The organism is Streptomyces hoynatensis (genome assembly GCF_003626535.1).
Lineage (GTDB): Bacteria > Actinomycetota > Actinomycetes > Streptomycetales > Streptomycetaceae > Streptomyces > Streptomyces hoynatensis.
Window position 1 is genome coordinate 280,065 of record NZ_RBAL01000006.1, and the last position, 18,942, is coordinate 299,006.

Here is an 18,942-nt window from a genome sequence, read left to right on the forward strand (position 1 = left end):
CCCGCCCGCCCGTCCGCGTGATCGACTAGCGTGGAGCCGGCGGGGGGAAGCGAAGACCGAAGAATGGGCTGGATGGCGAACATGAACGCGGCAGGCCGGGACAGGCTGGATCGGACGCCGGAGTGGGACGCGCTCGGCAGGCACCGCGCGGAGCTCGGGGAGGTGCGGCTGCGCGAGCTGTTCGCGGCCGACCCCGGCCGCGCGGAGCGGTACACGCTCCGGGTCGGCGACCTCACCCTCGACTACTCCAAGCACCTCGTCACGGACGAGACCCTGCGGCTGCTCCTCGGGCTCGCCGAGGCCCGCGGGGTCGCCGCGCTGCGCGAGGCGATGTTCCGCGGCGAGAAGATCAACGTCACCGAGCGCCGGGCCGTGCTGCACACCGCGCTGCGGGCGCCCGCAGGCGCCGTGGCCGAGGTGGACGGGGAGAACGTCGTCCCCGCCGTGCACGCGGTCCTCGACCGGATGTCCGCCTTCGCCGAGCGGGTGCGCTCGGGGGAGTGGACCGGGCACACCGGCGAGCGCATCACGACCGTCGTCAACATCGGCATCGGCGGCTCCGACCTCGGCCCCGCCATGGCCTACGAGGCGCTGCGGCCCTTCACCGCCCGCGGGCTCGGCTTCCGCTTCGTGAGCAACGTGGACGGCGCCGACCTGCACGAGGCGCTGCGGGACCTGAACCCGGAGCGGACGCTGTTCATCGTGTCCTCCAAGACCTTCACGACGGTCGAGACCCTCACCAACGCCACCTCGGCCAGGCAGTGGCTGCTCGCGGGCCTGGGCGGCGAGGAGGCGGCCGTGGCGCGGCACTTCGTGGCCGTCTCGACGAACGCGGAGAAGGTCGCCGCGTTCGGCATCGACACGGCCAACATGTTCGAGTTCTGGGACTGGGTCGGCGGCCGGTACTCCTACGACTCGGCGATCGGCCTGTCCCTGATGATCGCCATCGGCCCCGAGCGGTTCCGCGAGATGCTGGCCGGTTTCCGGCTGGTCGACGAGCACTTCCGCAGCGCCCCGCCCGAGGCGAACGCGCCGCTCCTGCTCGGCCTGCTCGGGGTGTGGTACGGCGCCTTCCACGGCGCGCAGTCCCACGCGGTGCTGCCCTACAGCCACTACCTGTCCCGGTTCACCGCCTACCTGCAGCAGCTGGACATGGAGTCCAACGGCAAGTACGTCGACCGGCAGGGCGAGCCGGTGAACTGGCAGACCGGGCCCGTGGTGTGGGGCACCCCGGGGACCAACGGGCAGCACGCGTACTACCAGTTGCTGCACCAGGGCACCAAGCTGATCCCCGCCGACCTCATCGGCTTCGCCAGGCCCGTGGCCGAGCTGGAGTCCCCGCTGCGCGAGCAGCACGACCTGCTGATGGCGAACCTCTTCGCCCAGGGGCAGGCGCTGGCCTTCGGCAAGACGGCCGAGGAGGTGCGGGCCGAGGGCGTCGCCGAGGACCTCGTGCCGCACCGGACCTTCCCCGGCAACCGGCCGACCACGACCATCCTGGCGAGCGAACTGACGCCCTCCGTGCTCGGCCAGCTGATCGCCCTGTACGAGCACAAGGTGTTCGTGCAGGGCGCCGTCTGGGACATCGACTCCTTCGACCAGTGGGGCGTCGAGCTCGGCAAGGTGCTGGCCAAGCGGGTGGAGCCGGCGCTGCGTGCGGACGGCGCGGGGGCCGAGGACACGGACCTCGACCCCTCCACCGCGGCCCTCGTGGCCCGCTACCGCGAGCTGCGCGGGCGCTGAGGCCCCGCCGGGCCGGGCGCCCGCCCCGGCGGCGGCCTCAGGCCGTCGCCGGGGGATACAGCTCGGGGGGAAGCGCGGAGGCCGCCGCCCGGTCCAGCAGCCACAGGGTGCGGGCCGTGCCGTACGCCCCGGCGGCCGGGGCCTGGAGTTCGCCCGCGCCGGACAGCGCGAGGGCGGCCGCCGCGGCCTTGTCCTCGCCGGCCGCGAGCAGCCACACCTCGTGGGCCGAGCGGATCGCGGGCAGCGTCAGCGTGAGCCGCGTCGGCGGCGGCTTCGGCGCGCCGTGCACCGCGACCACCGCCCGGTCCTGCTCGCGGACCGCGGGCAGCTCGGGGAACAGCGAGGCCACGTGGGTGTCGGGGCCCACGCCGAGCAGCACCACGTCGAACGGGTCGGGCGCCGCGGCCAGTTCCGCCTCGTACGCCTCGGCCGCCGCCTCCGGGTCCCCGGCGAAGGGGCCGTCGGAGGCGGGCATCGGATGCACCCGCGCGGGGTCGAGCGGCACCGCGTCCAGCAGGGCCTCGCGGGCCTGCGTGACGTTGCGCTCCGCGTCGCCCTCGGGCAGGAAGCGCTCGTCGCCCCACCACAGGTCGAGCCGCCGCCAGTCGATCGCGTCGCGGGCCGCCGAGGAGGCCAGCGCGGCCAGCAGGCCGTTGCCATTGCGCCCGCCGGTCAGCACCACGGAGGCCGAGCCGCGGGCGGCCTGGGCGTCCACGACCTTCGTGATCAGCCTGGCCGCCGCGGCCTGGGCCATCAGCTCCTTGTCGCGGTGCACCACCAGCTGCGGCACCGTCACGAGGGGGCTCCTGGCGCGCCCTCTTCCGGCCCGGGGGCCGGCCGGCTCCGCCTGCCGCCCGCGGCCACCGGCTCGGCCCGCGCCGCCTCCGCGCCGATCCGGCCGCGCCCGCGGCGCATCGCCACGGCGTACGCCTCGTCGGGGTCGAGGCGGCGCAGTTCCTCGGCGATCAGCTCGGCCGTGCTCCTGCGGTTCAGCGCCACGTGCCGGTCCGGCTGCCCCGGCACCGCCAGGGTCGCCAGCGCGCCGTCGGGCCGGTCCAGGCAGATCGCGCCCTCGGCCGTGCCCAGCCGCACCGCGCTGAGCCCCGGCCCCTCGGTGCGGACGCGGCTCACCGGGACCGAGAGCCGCTCGGCGAGCCACTGCACCATCAACTCGGTGCTGGGATTGCACTCCTCGCCCGCGACCTCGGCCGAGGTGATCTCGGGGTGCTTCTGGTCGAGGGCCGAGGCCAGCACGCTGCGCCAGGGCGTGAGCCGGGTCCACGCCAGGTCCGTGTCGCCCGGCTCGTACACCTCGGCCCGCGAGCCGAGCGCGGAGATCGGGTCCTCCTCGGCCGCCGCGTCGGTGATCCGGCGCTGCGCCAGCGTGCCCAGCAGGTCCCTGGCCGGATGGGCCGGGGCGTCGGCCGGCCACCACACGACGACCGGCGCGTCCGGCAGCAGCAGCGGCAGCACCACGCTGTAGGCGTGCTCGGCCAGCTCACCGTGCAGCCGCAGCAGCACCGTCTCCCCGTTGCCGATGTCCCCGCCGACCCGCACCTCGGCGTCCAGCCTGGCCGAGGCGCGCTGCCGCGGCGAGCGGCCGGGGCGCCTGATGACCACGAGGATGCGCGAGGGGTGCTCCTTGGAGGCCTCGCTGGCCGCCTTGAGCGCGTCGTAGTGGTTGCCCTCGTCGGTGACGATGACCAGGGTGAGCACCATGCCGACCGCCGCCCCCACCGCCCGGCGGCCCTGCACCAGGGCCGCGTTGATCCGGGCGGAGGTGGTGTCCGTCAGGTCGATGTTCATGGCCGGCGCCAGCTCCGTCCGTCTCGTGCGAGCATCTCGTCGGCCTCCGTGGGGCCCCAGGTGCCCGAGGCGTAGGGAGCGGGCTTGCCGTGGCTCGCCCAGTACTCCTCGATCGGGTCGAGGATCTCCCAGGAGCGCTCGACCTCCTGGTGGCGCGGGAAGAGGTTGGCGTCGCCGAGGAGGACGTCGAGCAGCAGCCGCTCGTACGCCTCGGGGCTGGACTCCGTGAAGGACTCGCCGTAGGCGAAGTCCATCGTGACGTCCCGGATCTCCATCTGGGTGCCCGGCACCTTGGAGCCGAACCTGACCGTGATGCCCTCGTCCGGCTGCACCCGGATCACCAGGGCGTTGTGCCCGAGCTCCTGGGTCTCCGTGGCGTCGAAGGGCGAGTAGGGCGCCCGCTGGAAGACCACCGCGATCTCGGTGACGCGGCGGCCGAGCCGCTTGCCGGTGCGCAGGTAGAACGGGACGCCGGCCCAGCGCCTGTTGTCCACCTCCAGCTTGATCGCGGCGTAGGTGTCGGTCACCGAGGCCGGGTCGATGCCCTCCTCCTCCAGGTAGCCCACGACCCGCTCGCCGCCCTGCCAGCCGGCCGCGTACTGGCCCCGGACGGTGTGCCGGCCGAGGTCGTCGGGCAGCCGCACCGCGTTGAGGACCTTCAGCTTCTCCGTCACCAGCGCGTCGGCGTCGAAGGAGGAGGGCTCCTCCATCGCGGTCAGCGCGAGGAGCTGGAGCAGGTGGTTCTGGATGACGTCGCGCGCCGAGCCGATGCCGTCGTAGTACCCGGCCCGGCCGCCGATGCCGATGTCCTCGGCCATCGTGATCTGCACGTGGTCCACGTAGCTGCGGTTCCAGATCGGCTCGAACATCGTGTTGGCGAAGCGCAGCGCCAGGATGTTCTGCACCGTCTCCTTGCCCAGGTAGTGGTCGATCCGGAAGACCTCGTTGGGCGGGAAGACCTCGTGGACGATCTGGTTGAGCTCCTGGGCCGTGCGCAGGTTGTGCCCGAAGGGCTTCTCGATGACCGCGCGGCGCCAGCTGTCGCCCGGGCCGTCGGACAGGCCGTGCTTCTTCAGCTGCCGCACCACCGTCGGGAAGAACTTCGGCGGCACGGAGAGGTAGAACGCGAAGTTGCCGCTGGTGCCGCGCTCCTTGTCGAGCTGCTCGACGGTGGAGCGCAGGGTGACGAAGGCGTTGTCGTCGTCGAAGACGCCGGGGACGAAGCGCATCCCCTCCGCCAGCTGGCGCCAGACCTCCTCGCGGAAGGGGGTGCGCGAGTACTGCTTGACCGAGTCGTGCACCACCTCGGCGAAGTCCTCGTGCTCCCAGTCGCGGCGGGCGAAGCCGACGAGCGAGAAGCCCGGGGGCAGCAGCCCCCGGTTGGCCAGGTCGTACACGGCGGGCATCAGCTTCTTGCGGGACAGGTCGCCGGTCACCCCGAAGATCACCAGGCCGGAGGGCCCGGCGATCCTCGGCAGCCGCCGGTCCTGGGCGTTCCGCAGCGGGTTGGCCGCAAACCGGCTCTCCGCGGCGGCCGTGGCGCGCTTGGTGTTCGCGCTGTCGCTCACGGGAGGCTCAGTCCTTCCCGCCGGCCAGGCGCTCCAGCTCGGCCTGGGTCGACTCCAGCAGGCCGTTCCAGGCGGCCTCGAACTTCTCCACGCCCTCGTCTTCGAGCAGCTGGACGACCTCGTCGTAGGAGATGCCCACCTTGTCCAGCGCGTCCAGGTCGGCGCGGGCCTGCTCGTAGGTGCCCTGGATGGTGTTGCCGCGCACCTCGCCGTGGTCCTCGGTGGCCCGCAGCGTGGCCTCGGGCATGGTGTTGACCGTGCCGGGGGCGACCAGCTCGGTGACGTAGAGGGTGTCCGGGTAGGCCGGGTCCTTCACGCCGGTGGAGGCCCACAGCGGGCGCTGCGGGTTGGCGCCGGCGCGGGAGAGCGCCTCCCAGCGCTCGCCGGCGATGACCTCCTCGTACGCCTGGTACGCCAGGCGGGCGTTGGCCACGGCCGCCTTGCCGCGCAGGGCGGTGGCCTCGGGGGTGCCGAGGGCGTCCAGGCGCTTGTCGATCTCCGTGTCCACGCGGGAGACGAAGAACGAGGCCACCGAGTAGATGTCCTTCAGGTCGAGGCCCCTGGCCTTGGCCTGCTCGAGCCCCGTCTGGTAGGCATCCATCACCTCGCGGTACCGGTCGAGGGAGAAGATCAGCGTGACGTTGACGCTGATGCCGCGGGCGATGGTCTCGGTGATGGCCGGCAGGCCGGCCTTGGTCGCCGGGATCTTGATGAAGGTGTTCGGGCGGTCCACCAGCCAGGCCAGCTGCTTGGCCTCGGCGACGGTGGCGGCGGTCCGGTGGGCGAGGCGGGGGTCCACCTCGATCGAGACCCGGCCGTCGAGACCGCCGGTGGCCTCGTACACCGGACGCAGCACGTCCGCCGCGTCCCTGACGTCGGCGGTGGTGATCATGCGCACCGCCTCCTCGACCGTGACCCCGCGCGCCGCGAGGTCGGCGAGCTGCTCGTCGTAGCCGGTGCCGCCCGAGATGGCCTTCTGGAAGATCGTCGGATTGGTCGTCACGCCCACGACGTGCTGCTGGTCGAGCAGCTCGCCGAGGTTGCCGGACGAGATCCTGGCCCGTGACAGGTCGTCGAGCCAGATCGCGACACCCTCCTGGGAGAGGCGCTTGAGTGCGTCGGTCATGGGAATCGCATCTCCTGCTGTCTTCTCGGATACCGGTGTCAGCGCTCGGCGGCCGCGAGGGATTCCCTGGCGGCCTGGGCCACGGCCTCGGGGGTGATGCCGAACTCGCGGAAGAGGGTCTTGTAGTCGGCCGAGGCGCCGAAGTGCTCAAGCGAGACGATCCGCCCGGCCTCGCCGACCCAACGGTGCCAGGTGAGGCCGATGCCCGCCTCGACCGCCACGCGGGCGCGGACGTTGGGCGGCAGCACGCGGTCCCGGTAGGCCGCCTCCTGCTCCTCGAACCACTCCACGCAGGGCACGGACACCACGCGGGTGGGCACGCCCTCGGCCTGGAGCTCCTCGCGGGCGGCCAGGGCCAGGTGCAGCTCGGAGCCGGTGGCGAGCAGGATGGCGCGCGGGGCGCCGCCCTCCGCCTCGGTGTGCACGTAGGCGCCGCGGGCGGTGTCCTCGTTCGGCGCGTACGTCGGCACGTTCTGCCGGGTCAGCGCGAGGCCGTGCGGGGCGGGGGCGGTGGTGTGCCGCCTGAGGATCTCGCGCCAGGCGATGACCGTCTCGTTGGCGTCCGCGGGGCGCACCACGTTGAGCCCGGGGATGGCGCGCAGCGCGGCCAGGTGCTCCACGGGCTGGTGGGTGGGGCCGTCCTCGCCGAGGCCGATGGAGTCGTGGGTCCACACGTAGGTGACGGGCAGCCGCATCAGCGCGGCCAGCCGGACCGCGGGCCGCATGTAGTCGGAGAACACCAGGAAAGTGCCGCCGTAGATGCGGGTGTTGCCGTGCAGCGCGATGCCGTTCATGGCCGCGCCCATCGCGTGCTCGCGGATGCCGAAGTGCACCGTGCGGCCGTAAGGGGCCGCGGTCGGCAGCGGGTTGTCCGCCGGGAGGAAGGAAGAGGAGGCGTCGATCGTGGTGTTGTTGGAGCCGGCGAGGTCGGCGGAGCCGCCCCACAGCTCGGGCAGCACCGGGCCGAGCCCGGCGAGCACCGTGCCGGACGCCTTGCGGGTGGCGACGGAGGAGCCGGCGTCGAAGACCGGCAGCGCCTTCTCCCAGCCCTCGGGCAGCCGGCCGGCCCTGATCCGGTCGAACTCGGCGGCCCGCTCCGGGTTGGCCTCGCGCCAGGCGTCGAGCTCCTTCTGCCAGGCGGCGTGGGCGCTTTGCCCGCGGGCGACGGCGTCGCGCGCGTGGGCGAGCACCGCCTCCTCGACCTGGAAGTCCTGCTTCGGGTCGAAGCCGAGCACCTCCTTGGTCGCGGCCACCTCGTCCGCGCCGAGCGCCGAGCCGTGCGCGGCCTCGGTGTTCTGCGCGTGCGGGGCGGGCCAGGCGATGATCGAGCGGGCGGCGATGATCGAGGGGCGGCCCGTCTCGGCGCGCGCCGCCTGGAAGGCCGCGTACAGGGCGTGCGGGTCCAGGTCGCCGTTCTCCTTGGGGGCCACCCGCTGAACGTGCCAGCCGTAGGCGGCGAAACGCGCCAGGACGTCCTCAGAGAAGGCGGTCTCGGTGTCGCCCTCGATGGAGATGTGGTTGTCGTCGTAGAGCAGTACCAGGTTGCCCAGCTTCTGGTGGCCGGCCAGCGAGGCGGCCTCGGCGGCGACGCCCTCCTGGAGGCAGCCGTCGCCGGCGATCGCCCAGATCGTGTGGTCGAAAGGCGAGGTGCCGGGGGCGGCCTCCGGGTCGAACAGGCCGCGCTCGTACCGGGCGGCCATCGCCATGCCCACGGCGTTGCCGATGCCCTGGCCGAGCGGGCCCGTGGTGGTCTCGACGCCGGCCGTGTGCCCGTACTCCGGGTGGCCCGGGGTCCTGCTGCCCCAGGTGCGGAAGGACTTGAGGTCGGCGAGTTCGAGGCCGTAACCGGCAAGGTACAGCTGGATGTAGAGCGTGAGGCTGGTGTGGCCGGCCGAGAGGACGAAGCGGTCACGGCCCGCCCAGTCCGGGTCCGAGGGGTCGTGCCGCATCAGCTTCTGGAAGATCAGATAGGCGGCGGGCGCCAGGCTCATCGCCGTGCCCGGGTGGCCGTTGCCGACCTTCTGCACGGCGTCCGCCGCAAGCACCCGAGCGGTGTCGACCGCCCGCTGGTCCAGGTCGGTCCATTCGAGTTCTGAGGTGGTCGGCATGCTGCTCACCCTGCGTCAGGGCTCCTCTCCGCGTGTGTTCAGGCCGGTGACGCCGGCGTCGTGGTGCGCTCCCGCCTGGCGGCGGACGGGCTCACCGGGCCGGTGTCGAGCCTACCTCTGGCCCGGCGGGCACTCCGGGGAGACTGCGCCGATCCCGCCGCGGCCCGGGCCGGGCCCCGCCGCGGCCCCGGCACGCGGGGAGTCGGCGGCCGGGGGACGGCCGGGGGACGGCCGGGGGACGGCAGGGGAAGGGGGCCACACGGGGACCCGGCGACGAGTCCCCGGCGCGCGGCGTCTAAAGTGGCCGGGTGTGCGCGAGCCCTCACCAGCCGCCTTTGCCGGGGGCCCCGCGTGCCACAGTCACCAAGCGGCGCAACCGAGCCGCCGATGTCGCAACGAACCAGGGGTGTCCGTGACGGCCGTCGAAACCCGTCCCGTGGCTCAGGCCCAGCCGGGCTCGGGCCGCTGGACCCTGGGAGCCCGGCTCAAGGCGTTCGTCGCGCTGACGAAGCCGCGCATCATCGAGCTGCTGCTGATCACCACGGTCCCCGTCATGTTCCTGGCCGAGGGCGGGGTGCCCGACCTGTGGCTCGTGCTGGCCACCTGCGTCGGCGGCTACCTGTCCGCGGGCGGCGCCCATGCGCTGAACATGTATCTGGACCGGGACATCGACGCGCTGATGGACCGCACCAGGAACCGGCCGCTGGTGACCGGCGTGGTCTCGCCGGCGGAGTGCCTGGCCTTCGGCCTCGCCCTGGAGGCGGTCTCCACGCTCTGGTTCGGCCTCACGGTCAACTGGGCCTCGGCCGCGCTCTCGGTGGGCGCGCAGCTCTTCTACGTCGTCGTGTACACCATGTGGCTGAAGCGGCGTACGGCGCAGAACATCGTCTGGGGCGGCATCGCGGGCTGCATGCCGGTCCTCATCGGCTGGTCCGCGGTCACCGGCACGGTCTCCTGGGCCGCGGTGATCCTCTTCCTGGTCATGTTCTTCTGGACGCCGCCGCACTACTGGCCGCTCTCGATGCGGGTCAAGGACGACTACGAGCGGGTCGGCGTCCCGATGCTGCCGGTCATCGCCGCGAACGCCGTCGTGGCCAGGCGGATCGTCGCCTACAGCTGGGTCATGGTGGGCGTGTCGCTGCTGCTGTGGCCGCTGGGCTACGCCGGCTGGTTCTACACCACGGCCGCGGCGGCGGCCGGGGGCTGGTGGCTGTGGGAGGCGCACGCGCTGCTCGGGCGGGCGCGCGCGGGCCAGCGGGGCGCGCGGCTCAAGGAGATGCGCCTCTTCCACTGGTCGATCACGTACATCTCGCTGGTCTTCATCGCGGTCGCGATCGACCCCTTCCTGAGCTGAGGCCCCGCGCCCGGGCTGCCCTGCCGCGAGCAGACGCGCCCGGCCGCCTCCGCGGGACGCCGGCGCGGCCCCGCCCGGGGCCCCGGAAGCCGAGGCCCTGCGTATCCCCGGAAGGCCTGCCAGGCGGCGTTGTCCTTACCCGTGGGTAGCATGTGGGCATGGCTGGGAACGAAGCGGAGAGCGAGACCAACGGCCCCCTGGGCGAGGGCGGTTCCGGACGGAAGGGCGCGGAGCCCGCGTCCGCCGATTCCGTGGCCCCCGAGCCCGCGCCGGCGGCGCGGCCCGCGGCGGGCAAGGGCGGTCGCGCGGCGGCGCGGCTGGCGCGGCGGGTGCGTGACTTCGCGGCGCGGCACGGCGCCGAGGGCACCGAGGGGCACCTCGCCTACCTCGGGGCGCGCGGCTACCGGCTGGTGCTCGTGGGGGCGGACGGCGCCTGGGGCGACCTGGTGGCCCCGGAGCGCGAGCCGCTGGAGGCCGCCGCGGAGCGGGCCGGGGTCAGGCTGCGGGAGGCGCTGGACGGGGGGCTCGCGGGGCGGATGCGTACCGGGCCCTACGAGTGGCGGCGGATGGCGGGGATACAGCTCGGCGGCTGAGCCGCCGGGGCGGGCCGGACGGCGCCCCGCGCGGGGGCGAGTCCAGGCGCGCCCCTGGCGGCGGGCTCAGGCGGTGGTGACCGCGGTGGGGGCGGGGCGGGCGCCCGCGGAGACGGGCGCGGGCTCCGCGGCGGCGCTTGCCGGCACCGGGCCGCGGTCGCGGGTGGAGAGCAGCAGCCGCAGGACCGCGATCCACACCAGCGACGCCCCGAACAGGTGGATGCCGACGAGGAGTTCCGGCTCGTCGAGGAAGTACTGGACGTAGCCGATGACGCCCTGGCCCAGCAGCACGAGCAGCAGGTCCCTGGCCCGCGCCCGGGGGCCGGCCGGGGCGTCGGCGAGGCGCAGCACGGCCACGAGCGCCAGGGTGCCGAGCACGACCAGCCAGGCCAGCGCCGAGTGCGTCCTGGTGATCAGCGTCCAGTCGAACGGCATCCGGTCGATGTCGCTGCTGTCGCCGGCGTGCTTGCCGCTGCCGGTCACCGCCGTGCCCACGACGAGCAGCGCCGCCGCCAGCACCGCGAGCGCCAGCACGCCCCGCCGCACGGGCGCGCCGACCAGCGGGCGCGGGGCCTCGTCCCCCTCGGCGGTCCGCTGCCAGGTCACCACCGCGACCGTCAGCAGCGAGATGGCGGCCAGGAAGTGCGCGGCCACGATGTACGGGTTGAGATCGGTCAGCACGGTGATGCCGCCGATCACGCCGTTGCTCATCACGACCCAGAACTGCAGCCAGCCGAGCCGGGTGAGGGAGCGGCGGCGCGGCTTGGCGGAGCGGGCCGCGACGGTGACCCACACCGCGGCGGCCGTCACCACGTAGGTGAGCATCCGGTTGCCGAACTCGATGGCGCCGTGCACGCCGCGCTCGCCGGTCGGGGTCAGGCTGTCGTCGCTGCACCGCGGCCAGGTCTCGCAGCCGAGGCCCGAGCCGGTGAGGCGGACGGCGCCGCCGGTGACGATGATGACGACCGCTATCACCAGCGCGGCGGCCGCCGCGCGCCGGACGGTGCGCGGCGCGGGCGTCCAGTGACCGGCGATGAAGGCGAGGGGATTTCGCACGGCTTTCAGCACCCGTTCATGGTATGCCCCCGCTTGTGCGCGGATTCACGAGGGGGCCGCGGGGGCGCCTGCGGTGCTCCCCGGGGCGCCCCCCGGCTCATTCCCAGCGGAAGAAGCGGCCCGCGGCGGCCAGGCCGAGGACGGCCCACGCGGCCAGCGCGGCGGCGTCGTCCCAGGGCAGCGAGGCGCCGTCGCGCAGCACCGCGCGCAGCCCGTCGGCGAGCGCGCCGAGCGGCGTCAGGGCCAGCAGGTCCGGCAGGGCGCCGGGGAAGTCGCCGAGGGGGATGATCACGCCGCCGAAGAACAGCAGCAGCACGAACACCAGGTTGGCCGCGGCGAGGGTCGCCTCGGCGCGCAGCGTGCCCGCCATCAGGAGCCCGAGCCCGGAGCAGGCCGCGGCGCCGAGCAGCATCAGCAGGGCGACGGCGACCGGGTTGCCGTGCGGCGACCAGCCGAGCAGCAGCGCGACCGCCGTCAGCAGCGCCGTCTGCAGGAGCAGGGTGACCAGGACGGACAGCGTCTTTCCGCACATCAGGCCCCAGCGCGGCAGCGGGGAGGCGGCGAGCCGCTTGAGCACCCCGTAGCGGCGCTCGAAGCCGGTGGCGATGGCCTGCCCGGTGAAGGCGGTGGACAGCACGGCGAGCGCGAGGATGCCGGGCGCCAGGAAGTCGACGCGCTCGCCGCCGCCGCGTTCCGAGGCGTCCAGGGAGACGATGTCCAGGCCGCTGAAGAGGACGAGCAGCAGGGTGGGGATCACCACGGTCAGCAGCAGCTGCTCCCCCTGCCGCAGCAGCATCCTGGTCTCGATCGCGGCCTGGGCCGCGATCATCCTGGACACCGGGGCGGCGCCCGGGCTCGGCGCGTACCGGCCGGCGACGGCGGTCATGACCGCAGCTCCCTTCCCGTGAGTTCGAGGAACACGTCCTCCAGTGTGTGCCGCCTGGTGGTGATCCGGTCGGCGAGGACCCCGTGCTGCGCGCACCAGGCCGTCACGGTGGCCAGCAGCCGCGGGCCGACGTCGCCGGTGACCCGGTAGCTGCCCGGGCTCGGCTCGGTCACCTCGCTGCCGGCGGGCAGGGCCGCGCGCAGCGAGGCGAGGTCGAGTCCGGGGCGGCCGGCGAAGCGCAGCACGTCGGCCGCCGCGCCGCCGCCGAGTTCCAGCGGGGCGCCCTGCGCGATGGCCCGGCCGCGGTCCACGATGACCACCTCGTCGGCGAGTTCCTCGGCCTCGTCCATGTAGTGGGTGGTGAGCACCACGGTGACCCCGTCGGCGCGCAGCTCGCGGACCAGCTCCCAGGTGGCGTGCCTGGCCTGCGGGTCCAGGCCCGCCGTCGGCTCGTCGAGGAACACCAATTCGGGGCGGCCCACCACGGCCAGGGCGAGCGCGAGGCGCTGCTTCTGGCCGCCGGAGAGCCGCCGGTAGGGGGTGCGCCCGCAGCCGGCGAGGCCCAGGCGCTCGGCGAGGGCGTCCACGTCCAGGGGGTGGGCGTGCAGCCCGGCCACGTGCCGCAGCATCTCGACGGCGCGCACCCCGGGGTAGATGCCGCCGCTCTGGAGCATGACGCCGATCCGCGGGCGCAGCAGGGCGGCCTCGCGGACCGGGTCGAGGCCGAGGACGCGCAGCCGCCCGCCGTCCGGGGCGCGGTAGCCCTCGCAGAGCTCGATCGTCGTGGTCTTCCCGGCCCCGTTGGGCCCCAGCACCGCGGTGACGGTGGCCCTGCGGACGGTCAGGTCGAGGCCGTCCACCGCGGTCGTCCGGCCGTACCGCTTGACCAGGCCGACCGCTTCGACGGCCGGTTCGGCGCCTGCGGTGTGCATGGGGGCGAGTCTAGGTCCGCCCGCGGGCCCGGCCCGCGCCGGGTGGGGGCCGGGCCCGCGGGCCCGGGAGCGGGCCCCGCGCCGGGGCGGGCCGGGGGCTTCGGGCCGGCGTCAGCCGCCGGCGAGGCGGGTGCCGCCCTCGGTCAGCAGGACGGGCCTGCCGGTGCGGGCCGCCTCGTCGGCGGCGACGCCGGTGAGCACGCTGCGCACCCCGTCGCGGTAGCCGGCCTGGCGGGCCAGCGGGTCGTTCGCCGCGCCGCGGAAGACGTCGTCGAGGAGCAGCCGGTCGCCGCCGCCGTGGCCGCCGGCGCCCGCGTGGATCGGGATCTCCTCGGCGGGCTTCCAGTGTTCCTGGACCCGCAGCCGCTCGAAGACGCCCTCGTCCTGCCGGTCCTTGCTGACCGAGGGGTCGATCGCGGCCGAGGGGGGCGTCCAGGAGCGCTCGCAGACCTCAAGCTCCAGGCGGCCGTGCGTGCCGTTGAACGCGACCCGGTAGCCCTCCCAGGGGGCGTGGGCGTGCAGCGAGTAGGTCAGCAGCGCCCGGTTCGCGTAGCGCACCAGCACCGACATGTTGTCCGGGATGGTGACGCCCTCGGTGAAGACGTCCTGGTCGCGGAGGTACCCGTCCTCGTGCTCCGCGTCCAGGTAGAGGCGCTTGAGCCGCGGGTCGGCCGCCATGTCGAGGAGGAAGGGGTCGCTGCCGAGGCCGGGGGCGCCGTGCGCCCGGGCGGGGCGCGGGCCGAATGCGCGCGCCCCGGCGTTGCCGCCGCCGTAGAAGCGCAGGTCGGTCTGGGCGAAGACGAGCTCGGGGTGGGAGGCCAGCCACCAGTTGATCAGGTCGAAGTGGTGGGTCGACTTGTGCACGAGCAGGCCGCCGGAGCACTCGCGGCGGCGGTGCCAGCGGCGGAAGTAGTCGGCGCCGTGCATCGTGTCGAGCAGCCACTCGAAGTGCACCGAGGTGACCTCGCCGATGCGGCCGGAGGCGAGGACCTCGCGGACCGCGGAGTTGCGCGGGGAGTAGCGGTAGTTGAACGTCACCACCAGGCTGCCCCGGCTGCGCTCGGCGGCCTCGGCGATCCTGGCGCAGCCCTCCGCGTCGATGGTCAGCGGCTTCTCCACGACGACGTCGCGCCCGGCGTCGAGGGCCGCGCACACGTACCGGGCGTGGGCCGAGTCCATCGTGGTGACGATGACGGCGTCGGCGCCCTCGATCGCGGTGGCGAACTCCTCGGCCGGGTAGCAGGGGACCGCGGGCCGGCCGCCGGCCGTCACGCGCTCGTTGTAGTAGTCCATGCGCGTCCGGTTGCGGTCGCAGAAGGCGACGATCTCACCGGCGTCGCTCCAGTCGCCGAGCAGCGCGTCCACGTACATCTGGGCCCGGTGGCCGAGCCCGACGATGGCGAAACGGCGTGTCATCCGAGAGTCTCCTGGAAAGTGCGTTGGCTCGGGGTGGCGGCGGCCCGCCGGGCCCGCGCGGGGGGCGGGGCGCCGGGCGGGTGATCGACAAACGTTTGCAGCACGCTTTCCCATATCGGGGAAAACGTCAAGGTCTGTGGGCAACAACCGGTTGCACAATCGACGGCAAAGCTCGCGCCGCGCGCGCCCGTGGCCCCGGGCGGCCCCGGCCTTCAGGTTAGGCATGCCTTACGTGATGTACTGCATCCCGGCAGGTCAGGACCCGGCTTGCCCGTGCCGTCTGAATTACGCAACAATGACGTTGTGAAAAAGCGGAGCGAGCGGCGTGAGACCGCGGCGACCGGTCAGGCCGCCGCGCGCGAGGCGCTGCCCGCGGGGGCCGCTCAGGCCCCGCCCGCCACCGAGGAGCAGTCGGGGACGCGGCAGCGCGTGGCCAGGTCCATCCTGCAGCACGGCCCCTCCACGGCGGCCGAGCTCGCCGGCCGGCTCGGGCTGACCCAGGCCGCCGTGCGCCGGCACCTCGACGCCCTGGCCGCCGAGGGCCTGGTCGAGCCCCGCGAGAAGCGGGTCTACGGCTCGCGCGGCCGCGGCCGTCCGGCCAAGGTGTTCGCCCTGACCGACGAGGGCAGGGGCGCCTTCGACCAGGCGTACGACGAGCTCGCCGTCGAGGCGCTGCGCTGGATCGAGCGCGCCGCCGGGGGCGGCGAGGGCGGCGCGGCGGCCGTCATGGCCTTCGCCCGGGAGCGGGCCGCCGCCCAGGCGGAGCTCTACCGCCCGTTCCTCCAGGACGCGCCCGCCGCCGAGCGGGCCAGGGCGCTGGCCGAGGCGCTCACGCACCACGGGTACGCGGCGGCCACCCGCGGCGTGCCCTCCCCGCCCGGGGAGCAGCTGTGCCAGCACCACTGCCCGGTGGCACACGCGGCGGCCCGCTTCCCGCAGCTGTGCGAGGCGGAGACCGAGGTGTTCTCCCGCCTGCTCGGCAGCCACGTGCAGCGGCTCGCCACCATCGCCCACGGCGACGGCGTCTGCACGACCTTCGTACCGAAGTCCACGGCGGAGGCACCGGCGGAAGCGCCGGAGCCCGCCCCCACCGAGGGCCGCGCCGAGCGCTCCCGCGGCCGGCCGGCCGAGCCCTCGCTTCCGTCACATCCGCTCAAGAAGACCACCGCACACGCACGCATCGCCGGGAGGAACCCCGCATGACGCTCCCCACGGAGACTGCCCACCCCGAGCTCGAGGGCCTGGGCACGTACGAATACGGCTGGGCCGACTCCGACGAGGCGGGCGCCGCCGCGAGGCGCGGCCTTTCCGAGGAGGTCGTCCGCGACATCTCGGCCAAGAAGTCCGAGCCCGAGTGGATGCTCAGGCTGCGCCTGAAGGGCCTGAAGCTCTTCGCCAAGAAGCCCATGCCCACCTGGGGCTCCGACCTCAGCGGCATCGACTTCGACAACATCAAGTACTTCGTGCGCTCCACCGAGAAGCAGGCCCAGAGCTGGGAGGACCTGCCCGAGGACATCAAGCGCACCTACGACAAGCTGGGCATCCCCGAGGCCGAGAAGCAGCGCCTGGTCGCGGGCGTGGCCGCGCAGTACGAGTCCGAGGTCGTCTACCACCAGATCCGCGAGGACCTGGAGCGGCAGGGCGTGATCTTCCTCGACACGGACACCGCGCTCAAGGAGCACCCGGACCTCTTCCAGGAGTACTTCGGCACCGTCATCCCCGCCGGGGACAACAAGTTCGCCGCGCTGAACACGGCGGTCTGGTCGGGCGGCTCGTTCATCTACGTCCCGCCGGGCGTCCACGTCGACATCCCGCTCCAGGCCTACTTCCGGATCAACACCGAGAACATGGGCCAGTTCGAGCGGACCCTGATCATCGTCGACGAGAACGCCTACGTGCACTACGTCGAGGGCTGCACCGCCCCGATCTACAACTCGGACTCCCTGCACTCCGCCGTCGTGGAGATCATCGTCAAGAAGGGCGGCCGCTGCCGCTACACGACGATCCAGAACTGGTCCAACAACGTCTACAACCTGGTGACCAAGCGCGCCGTGGCCTACGAGGGCGCCACCATGGAGTGGGTGGACGGCAACATCGGCTCCAAGGTGACGATGAAGTACCCGGCCGTCTACCTCATGGGCGAGCACGCCAGGGGCGAGACGCTGTCCATCGCCTTCGCCGGCGAGGGCCAGCACCAGGACGCCGGCGCGAAGATGGTCCACATGGCGCCGCGGACCTCGTCCAACATCGTCTCCAAGTCCGTGGCCAGGAGCGGCGGCCGCACCTCCTACCGCGGCCTGATCGAGATCAGCGAGGGCGCGGCCGGGTCGAAGTCCAACGTCCTGTGCGACGCGCTGCTCGTCGACACGGTCTCCCGCTCCGACACCTACCCCTACGTCGACGTCCGCGAGGACGACGTGACCATGGGCCACGAGGCCACCGTCTCGAAGGTCAGCGACGACCAGCTGTTCTACCTGATGAGCCGCGGCCTGTCCGAGGACGAGGCGATGGCGATGATCGTGCGCGGCTTCGTCGAGCCGATCGCCAAGGAGCTCCCCATGGAGTACGCCCTGGAGCTGAACCGGCTGATCGAGCTCCAGATGGAGGGCGCCGTCGGCTGACCGGCCCCGCGGCCGGCCGGGGCGGGGCGCCCGGTTCCCCCGGATTCCCCGCCCCACCCCCGGGAGCCGCCCGGCGGCCCCCGGGCCGCTCGGCAGCCCCCCGACACGTGCGACAAGACCGAAGACAGCAGCCCAAGCAGTCCCACAAGAGCCACAAGAGCCACAAGAGAGTGAGCACGACGACAGCCATGGCTGAGGCCCAGAGCATGCCGGCCGGTGCCGGCCCGGGAGGCGCGGTCGCGGTGGCCGGCGAGTCCGGCGTCGCGACCCGGATGAGCGCGCCGCCGTCCTACGACGTCGCGGACTTCCCCGTCCCGCACGGCCGCGAGGAGGAGTGGCGTTTCACTCCGCTGGAGCGGCTTCGCGGCCTGCACGACGGCACCGCCGCCGCCGCGGGCTCGATCAAGGTCGACGTCACCGCCCCCGAGGGCGTGACCGTGACGACCGTCGGCCGCGAGGATCCGCGCGTCGGCAAGGCGGGCGTGCCCGTCGACCGGCTCGCCGCGCAGGCGTACAGCTCCTTCGAGAAGGCCACGGTGGTCTCCGTGCCCGCCGAGGCGGTGCTCACCGAGCCGGTGCGGCTCGCGCTGCACGGCGAGGGCGGCGCGACCTTCGGGCACACCGTCTTCGAGGTGGGCGCCTTCGCCGAGGTCGTCCTCGTCGTCGACCACACCGGCGAGGGGCTGCGCGCGGCGAACGTCGAGTTCCTGGTGGGCGAGGGCGCCAAGGTGACCTTCGTCAGCGTGCAGGACTGGGCGGACACCGCCGTGCACTGCTCGCAGCACAGCGTGCTCATCGGCCGCAACGCCAGCTTCAAGTCGGTCGTCGTCACCTTCGGCGGCGACCTGGTCCGGCTCCACCCCCGGGTGAGCTTCGCGGGACCGGGCGGCGAGGCCGAGATGTACGGCCTGTACTTCACCGCCGACGGCCAGCACCACGAGCACCGCCTGGTGATCGACCACACCGCCCCCAACTGCCGCAGCAACGTGGCCTACAAGGGCGCCCTCCAGGGCGAGCGGGCGCACGCCGTGTGGGTCGGCGACGTGGTGATCAGGACGCAGGCCACCGGCACCGACACCTACGAGCTGAACCGCAACCTGGTCCTGACCGACGGCGCGCGGGTCGACTCGGTCCCCAACCTGGAGATCGAGACCGGCGAGATCGTCGGCGCCGGGCACGCCTCGGCCACCGGCCGCTTCGAGGACGAGCAGCTGTTCTACCTCATGGCCAGGGGCATCCCGGCCGCGGAGGCGCGGCGCCTGGTGGTGCGCGGCTTCTTCGCCGAGCTGGTCCAGCAGATCGGCGTCTCCGACGTCGAGGAGCGGCTGATCGCCAAGGTCGAGGCCGAGCTGGAGGCGTCGATCGCATGAGCCACCCAAGCGGCCAGGGCGCGCCCGCCCCCGGGGACTTCGTCCGGGTCTGCGCGCTCGGCGACCTGGAGGACAGCGTCCCGCTGCGGGTGGAGGTCGGCGGCACCCCGGTCTCCGTCGTCCGTACCGAGGGCGAGGTCTTCGCGGTCAACGACATCTGTTCGCACGCGAACGTCTCGCTGTCCGAGGGGGAGGTGGAGGACTGCCAGATCGAGTGCTGGCTGCACGGCTCCAGCTTCGACCTGCGCACCGGGAAGCCCTCCGGGCTGCCCGCCACCCGCCCCATCCCCGTTTACCCCGTCACAATCGATGGAGACGGCCCCGACGCGGCCGTGCTCGTCTCCCTCACCCAGGAGTCCTGAG

Annotated in this window: 16 protein-coding genes; 7 read left to right on the forward strand and 9 right to left on the reverse strand. The window is 73.6% G+C overall.

The window, feature by feature from the left end; genetic code table 11:
• Positions 1–81: 81 nt before the first annotated feature.
• Positions 82–1,743, forward strand: coding sequence for a glucose-6-phosphate isomerase (pgi, locus tag D7294_RS13385; RefSeq protein WP_120679368.1), 1,662 nt, complete (start codon positions 82–84; stop codon positions 1,741–1,743).
• Positions 1,744–1,780: 37 nt separating this feature from the next.
• On the opposite strand, the gene pgl is transcribed toward pgi, so the two are convergent.
• Genes pgl through tkt form a run of 5 tightly spaced genes read right to left on the reverse strand, consistent with a single transcriptional unit; the run spans position 1,781 to position 8,360 of the window.
• A complete protein-coding gene (pgl, locus tag D7294_RS13390; protein ID WP_241562347.1) occupies positions 1,781–2,497 on the reverse strand; it encodes a 6-phosphogluconolactonase in 717 nt (238 codons plus the stop codon).
• Between the two features lie 38 nt (positions 2,498–2,535).
• On the reverse strand, positions 2,536–3,549 hold the full coding sequence (gene opcA / locus D7294_RS13395) for a glucose-6-phosphate dehydrogenase assembly protein OpcA (protein WP_120679122.1): 1,014 nt from the start codon (positions 3,547–3,549) through the stop codon (positions 2,536–2,538).
• Positions 3,546–5,117 (reverse strand): glucose-6-phosphate dehydrogenase, encoded by a 1,572-nt coding sequence (zwf, locus tag D7294_RS13400; protein WP_120679125.1) that lies wholly within the window; start codon positions 5,115–5,117, stop codon positions 3,546–3,548. The genes opcA and zwf overlap by 4 nt, the downstream gene beginning before the upstream one ends.
• Before the next feature lie 7 nt (positions 5,118–5,124).
• Complete coding sequence (gene tal, locus D7294_RS13405; RefSeq protein WP_120679127.1) at positions 5,125–6,243, reverse strand: transaldolase; 1,119 nt, start codon at positions 6,241–6,243, stop codon at positions 5,125–5,127.
• Positions 6,244–6,281: 38 nt separating this feature from the next.
• Positions 6,282–8,360: a transketolase gene (gene tkt, locus D7294_RS13410; protein ID WP_120679129.1), complete on the reverse strand. Its 2,079-nt coding sequence runs from the start codon at positions 8,358–8,360 to the stop codon at positions 6,282–6,284.
• 403 nt (positions 8,361–8,763) lie between these two features.
• Between tkt and D7294_RS13415 the strand changes: the two genes are divergently transcribed.
• The gene (locus D7294_RS13415) at positions 8,764–9,705 is read left to right on the forward strand and encodes a heme o synthase (protein ID WP_120679370.1); all 942 of its coding nucleotides are present in this window, start codon (positions 8,764–8,766) and stop codon (positions 9,703–9,705) included.
• 158 nt (positions 9,706–9,863) lie between these two features.
• Positions 9,864–10,298: a hypothetical protein gene (locus tag D7294_RS13420; RefSeq protein WP_338325646.1), complete on the forward strand. Its 435-nt coding sequence runs from the start codon at positions 9,864–9,866 to the stop codon at positions 10,296–10,298.
• 66 nt (positions 10,299–10,364) lie between these two features.
• On the opposite strand, the gene D7294_RS13425 is transcribed toward D7294_RS13420, so the two are convergent.
• The 4 genes from D7294_RS13425 to D7294_RS13440 all read right to left on the reverse strand — a co-directional run bounded on the left by D7294_RS13425 (position 10,365) and on the right by D7294_RS13440 (position 14,588).
• The gene (locus D7294_RS13425) at positions 10,365–11,366 is read right to left on the reverse strand and encodes a COX15/CtaA family protein (RefSeq protein WP_241562328.1); all 1,002 of its coding nucleotides are present in this window, start codon (positions 11,364–11,366) and stop codon (positions 10,365–10,367) included.
• Positions 11,367–11,451: 85 nt separating this feature from the next.
• Entirely contained in the window at positions 11,452–12,240 is a 789-nt protein-coding gene (locus D7294_RS13430) for an ABC transporter permease (protein WP_120679132.1), read from the reverse strand.
• Positions 12,237–13,172, reverse strand: coding sequence for an ABC transporter ATP-binding protein (locus tag D7294_RS13435; protein WP_120679134.1), 936 nt, complete (start codon positions 13,170–13,172; stop codon positions 12,237–12,239). The genes D7294_RS13430 and D7294_RS13435 overlap by 4 nt, the downstream gene beginning before the upstream one ends.
• Positions 13,173–13,283: 111 nt before the next feature.
• Positions 13,284–14,588: a Gfo/Idh/MocA family oxidoreductase gene (locus tag D7294_RS13440; protein ID WP_120679136.1), complete on the reverse strand. Its 1,305-nt coding sequence runs from the start codon at positions 14,586–14,588 to the stop codon at positions 13,284–13,286.
• A gap of 303 nt (positions 14,589–14,891) precedes the next feature.
• Between D7294_RS13440 and D7294_RS13445 the strand changes: the two genes are divergently transcribed.
• The 4 genes from D7294_RS13445 to D7294_RS13460 all read left to right on the forward strand — a co-directional run bounded on the left by D7294_RS13445 (position 14,892) and on the right by D7294_RS13460 (position 18,941).
• Positions 14,892–15,791: a helix-turn-helix transcriptional regulator gene (locus D7294_RS13445; protein ID WP_120679138.1), complete on the forward strand. Its 900-nt coding sequence runs from the start codon at positions 14,892–14,894 to the stop codon at positions 15,789–15,791.
• Complete coding sequence (sufB, locus tag D7294_RS13450) at positions 15,788–17,209, forward strand: Fe-S cluster assembly protein SufB (protein WP_120679140.1); 1,422 nt, start codon at positions 15,788–15,790, stop codon at positions 17,207–17,209. The genes D7294_RS13445 and sufB overlap by 4 nt, the downstream gene beginning before the upstream one ends.
• 188 nt (positions 17,210–17,397) lie before the next feature.
• Positions 17,398–18,579, forward strand: a complete 1,182-nt coding sequence (gene sufD, locus D7294_RS13455; protein WP_120679142.1) for a Fe-S cluster assembly protein SufD — start codon at positions 17,398–17,400, stop codon at positions 18,577–18,579.
• The gene (locus tag D7294_RS13460; RefSeq protein ID WP_120679144.1) at positions 18,576–18,941 is read left to right on the forward strand and encodes a non-heme iron oxygenase ferredoxin subunit; all 366 of its coding nucleotides are present in this window, start codon (positions 18,576–18,578) and stop codon (positions 18,939–18,941) included. The genes sufD and D7294_RS13460 overlap by 4 nt, the downstream gene beginning before the upstream one ends.
• Position 18,942 lies beyond the last annotated feature (1 nt).

Excerpts from the sequence above, each read along its gene's own strand:
- pgi (WP_120679368.1), top strand. The coding sequence starts at position 82 with ATGAACGCGGCAGGCCGGGACAGGCTGGATCGGACGCCGGAGTGGGAC.
- pgl (WP_241562347.1), bottom strand. The coding sequence starts at position 2,497 with ATGGCCCAGGCCGCGGCGGCCAGGCTGATCACGAAGGTCGTGGACGCC.
- opcA (WP_120679122.1), bottom strand. The coding sequence starts at position 3,549 with ATGAACATCGACCTGACGGACACCACCTCCGCCCGGATCAACGCGGCC.
- tal (WP_120679127.1), bottom strand. The coding sequence starts at position 6,243 with ATGACCGACGCACTCAAGCGCCTCTCCCAGGAGGGTGTCGCGATCTGG.
- D7294_RS13420 (WP_338325646.1), top strand. The coding sequence starts at position 9,864 with ATGGCTGGGAACGAAGCGGAGAGCGAGACCAACGGCCCCCTGGGCGAG.
- D7294_RS13430 (WP_120679132.1), bottom strand. The coding sequence starts at position 12,240 with ATGACCGCCGTCGCCGGCCGGTACGCGCCGAGCCCGGGCGCCGCCCCG.
- D7294_RS13435 (WP_120679134.1), bottom strand. The coding sequence starts at position 13,172 with ATGCACACCGCAGGCGCCGAACCGGCCGTCGAAGCGGTCGGCCTGGTC.
- D7294_RS13440 (WP_120679136.1), bottom strand. The coding sequence starts at position 14,588 with ATGACACGCCGTTTCGCCATCGTCGGGCTCGGCCACCGGGCCCAGATG.
- sufB (WP_120679140.1), top strand. The coding sequence starts at position 15,788 with ATGACGCTCCCCACGGAGACTGCCCACCCCGAGCTCGAGGGCCTGGGC.
- sufD (WP_120679142.1), top strand. The coding sequence starts at position 17,398 with ATGGCTGAGGCCCAGAGCATGCCGGCCGGTGCCGGCCCGGGAGGCGCG.
- D7294_RS13460 (WP_120679144.1), top strand. The coding sequence starts at position 18,576 with ATGAGCCACCCAAGCGGCCAGGGCGCGCCCGCCCCCGGGGACTTCGTC.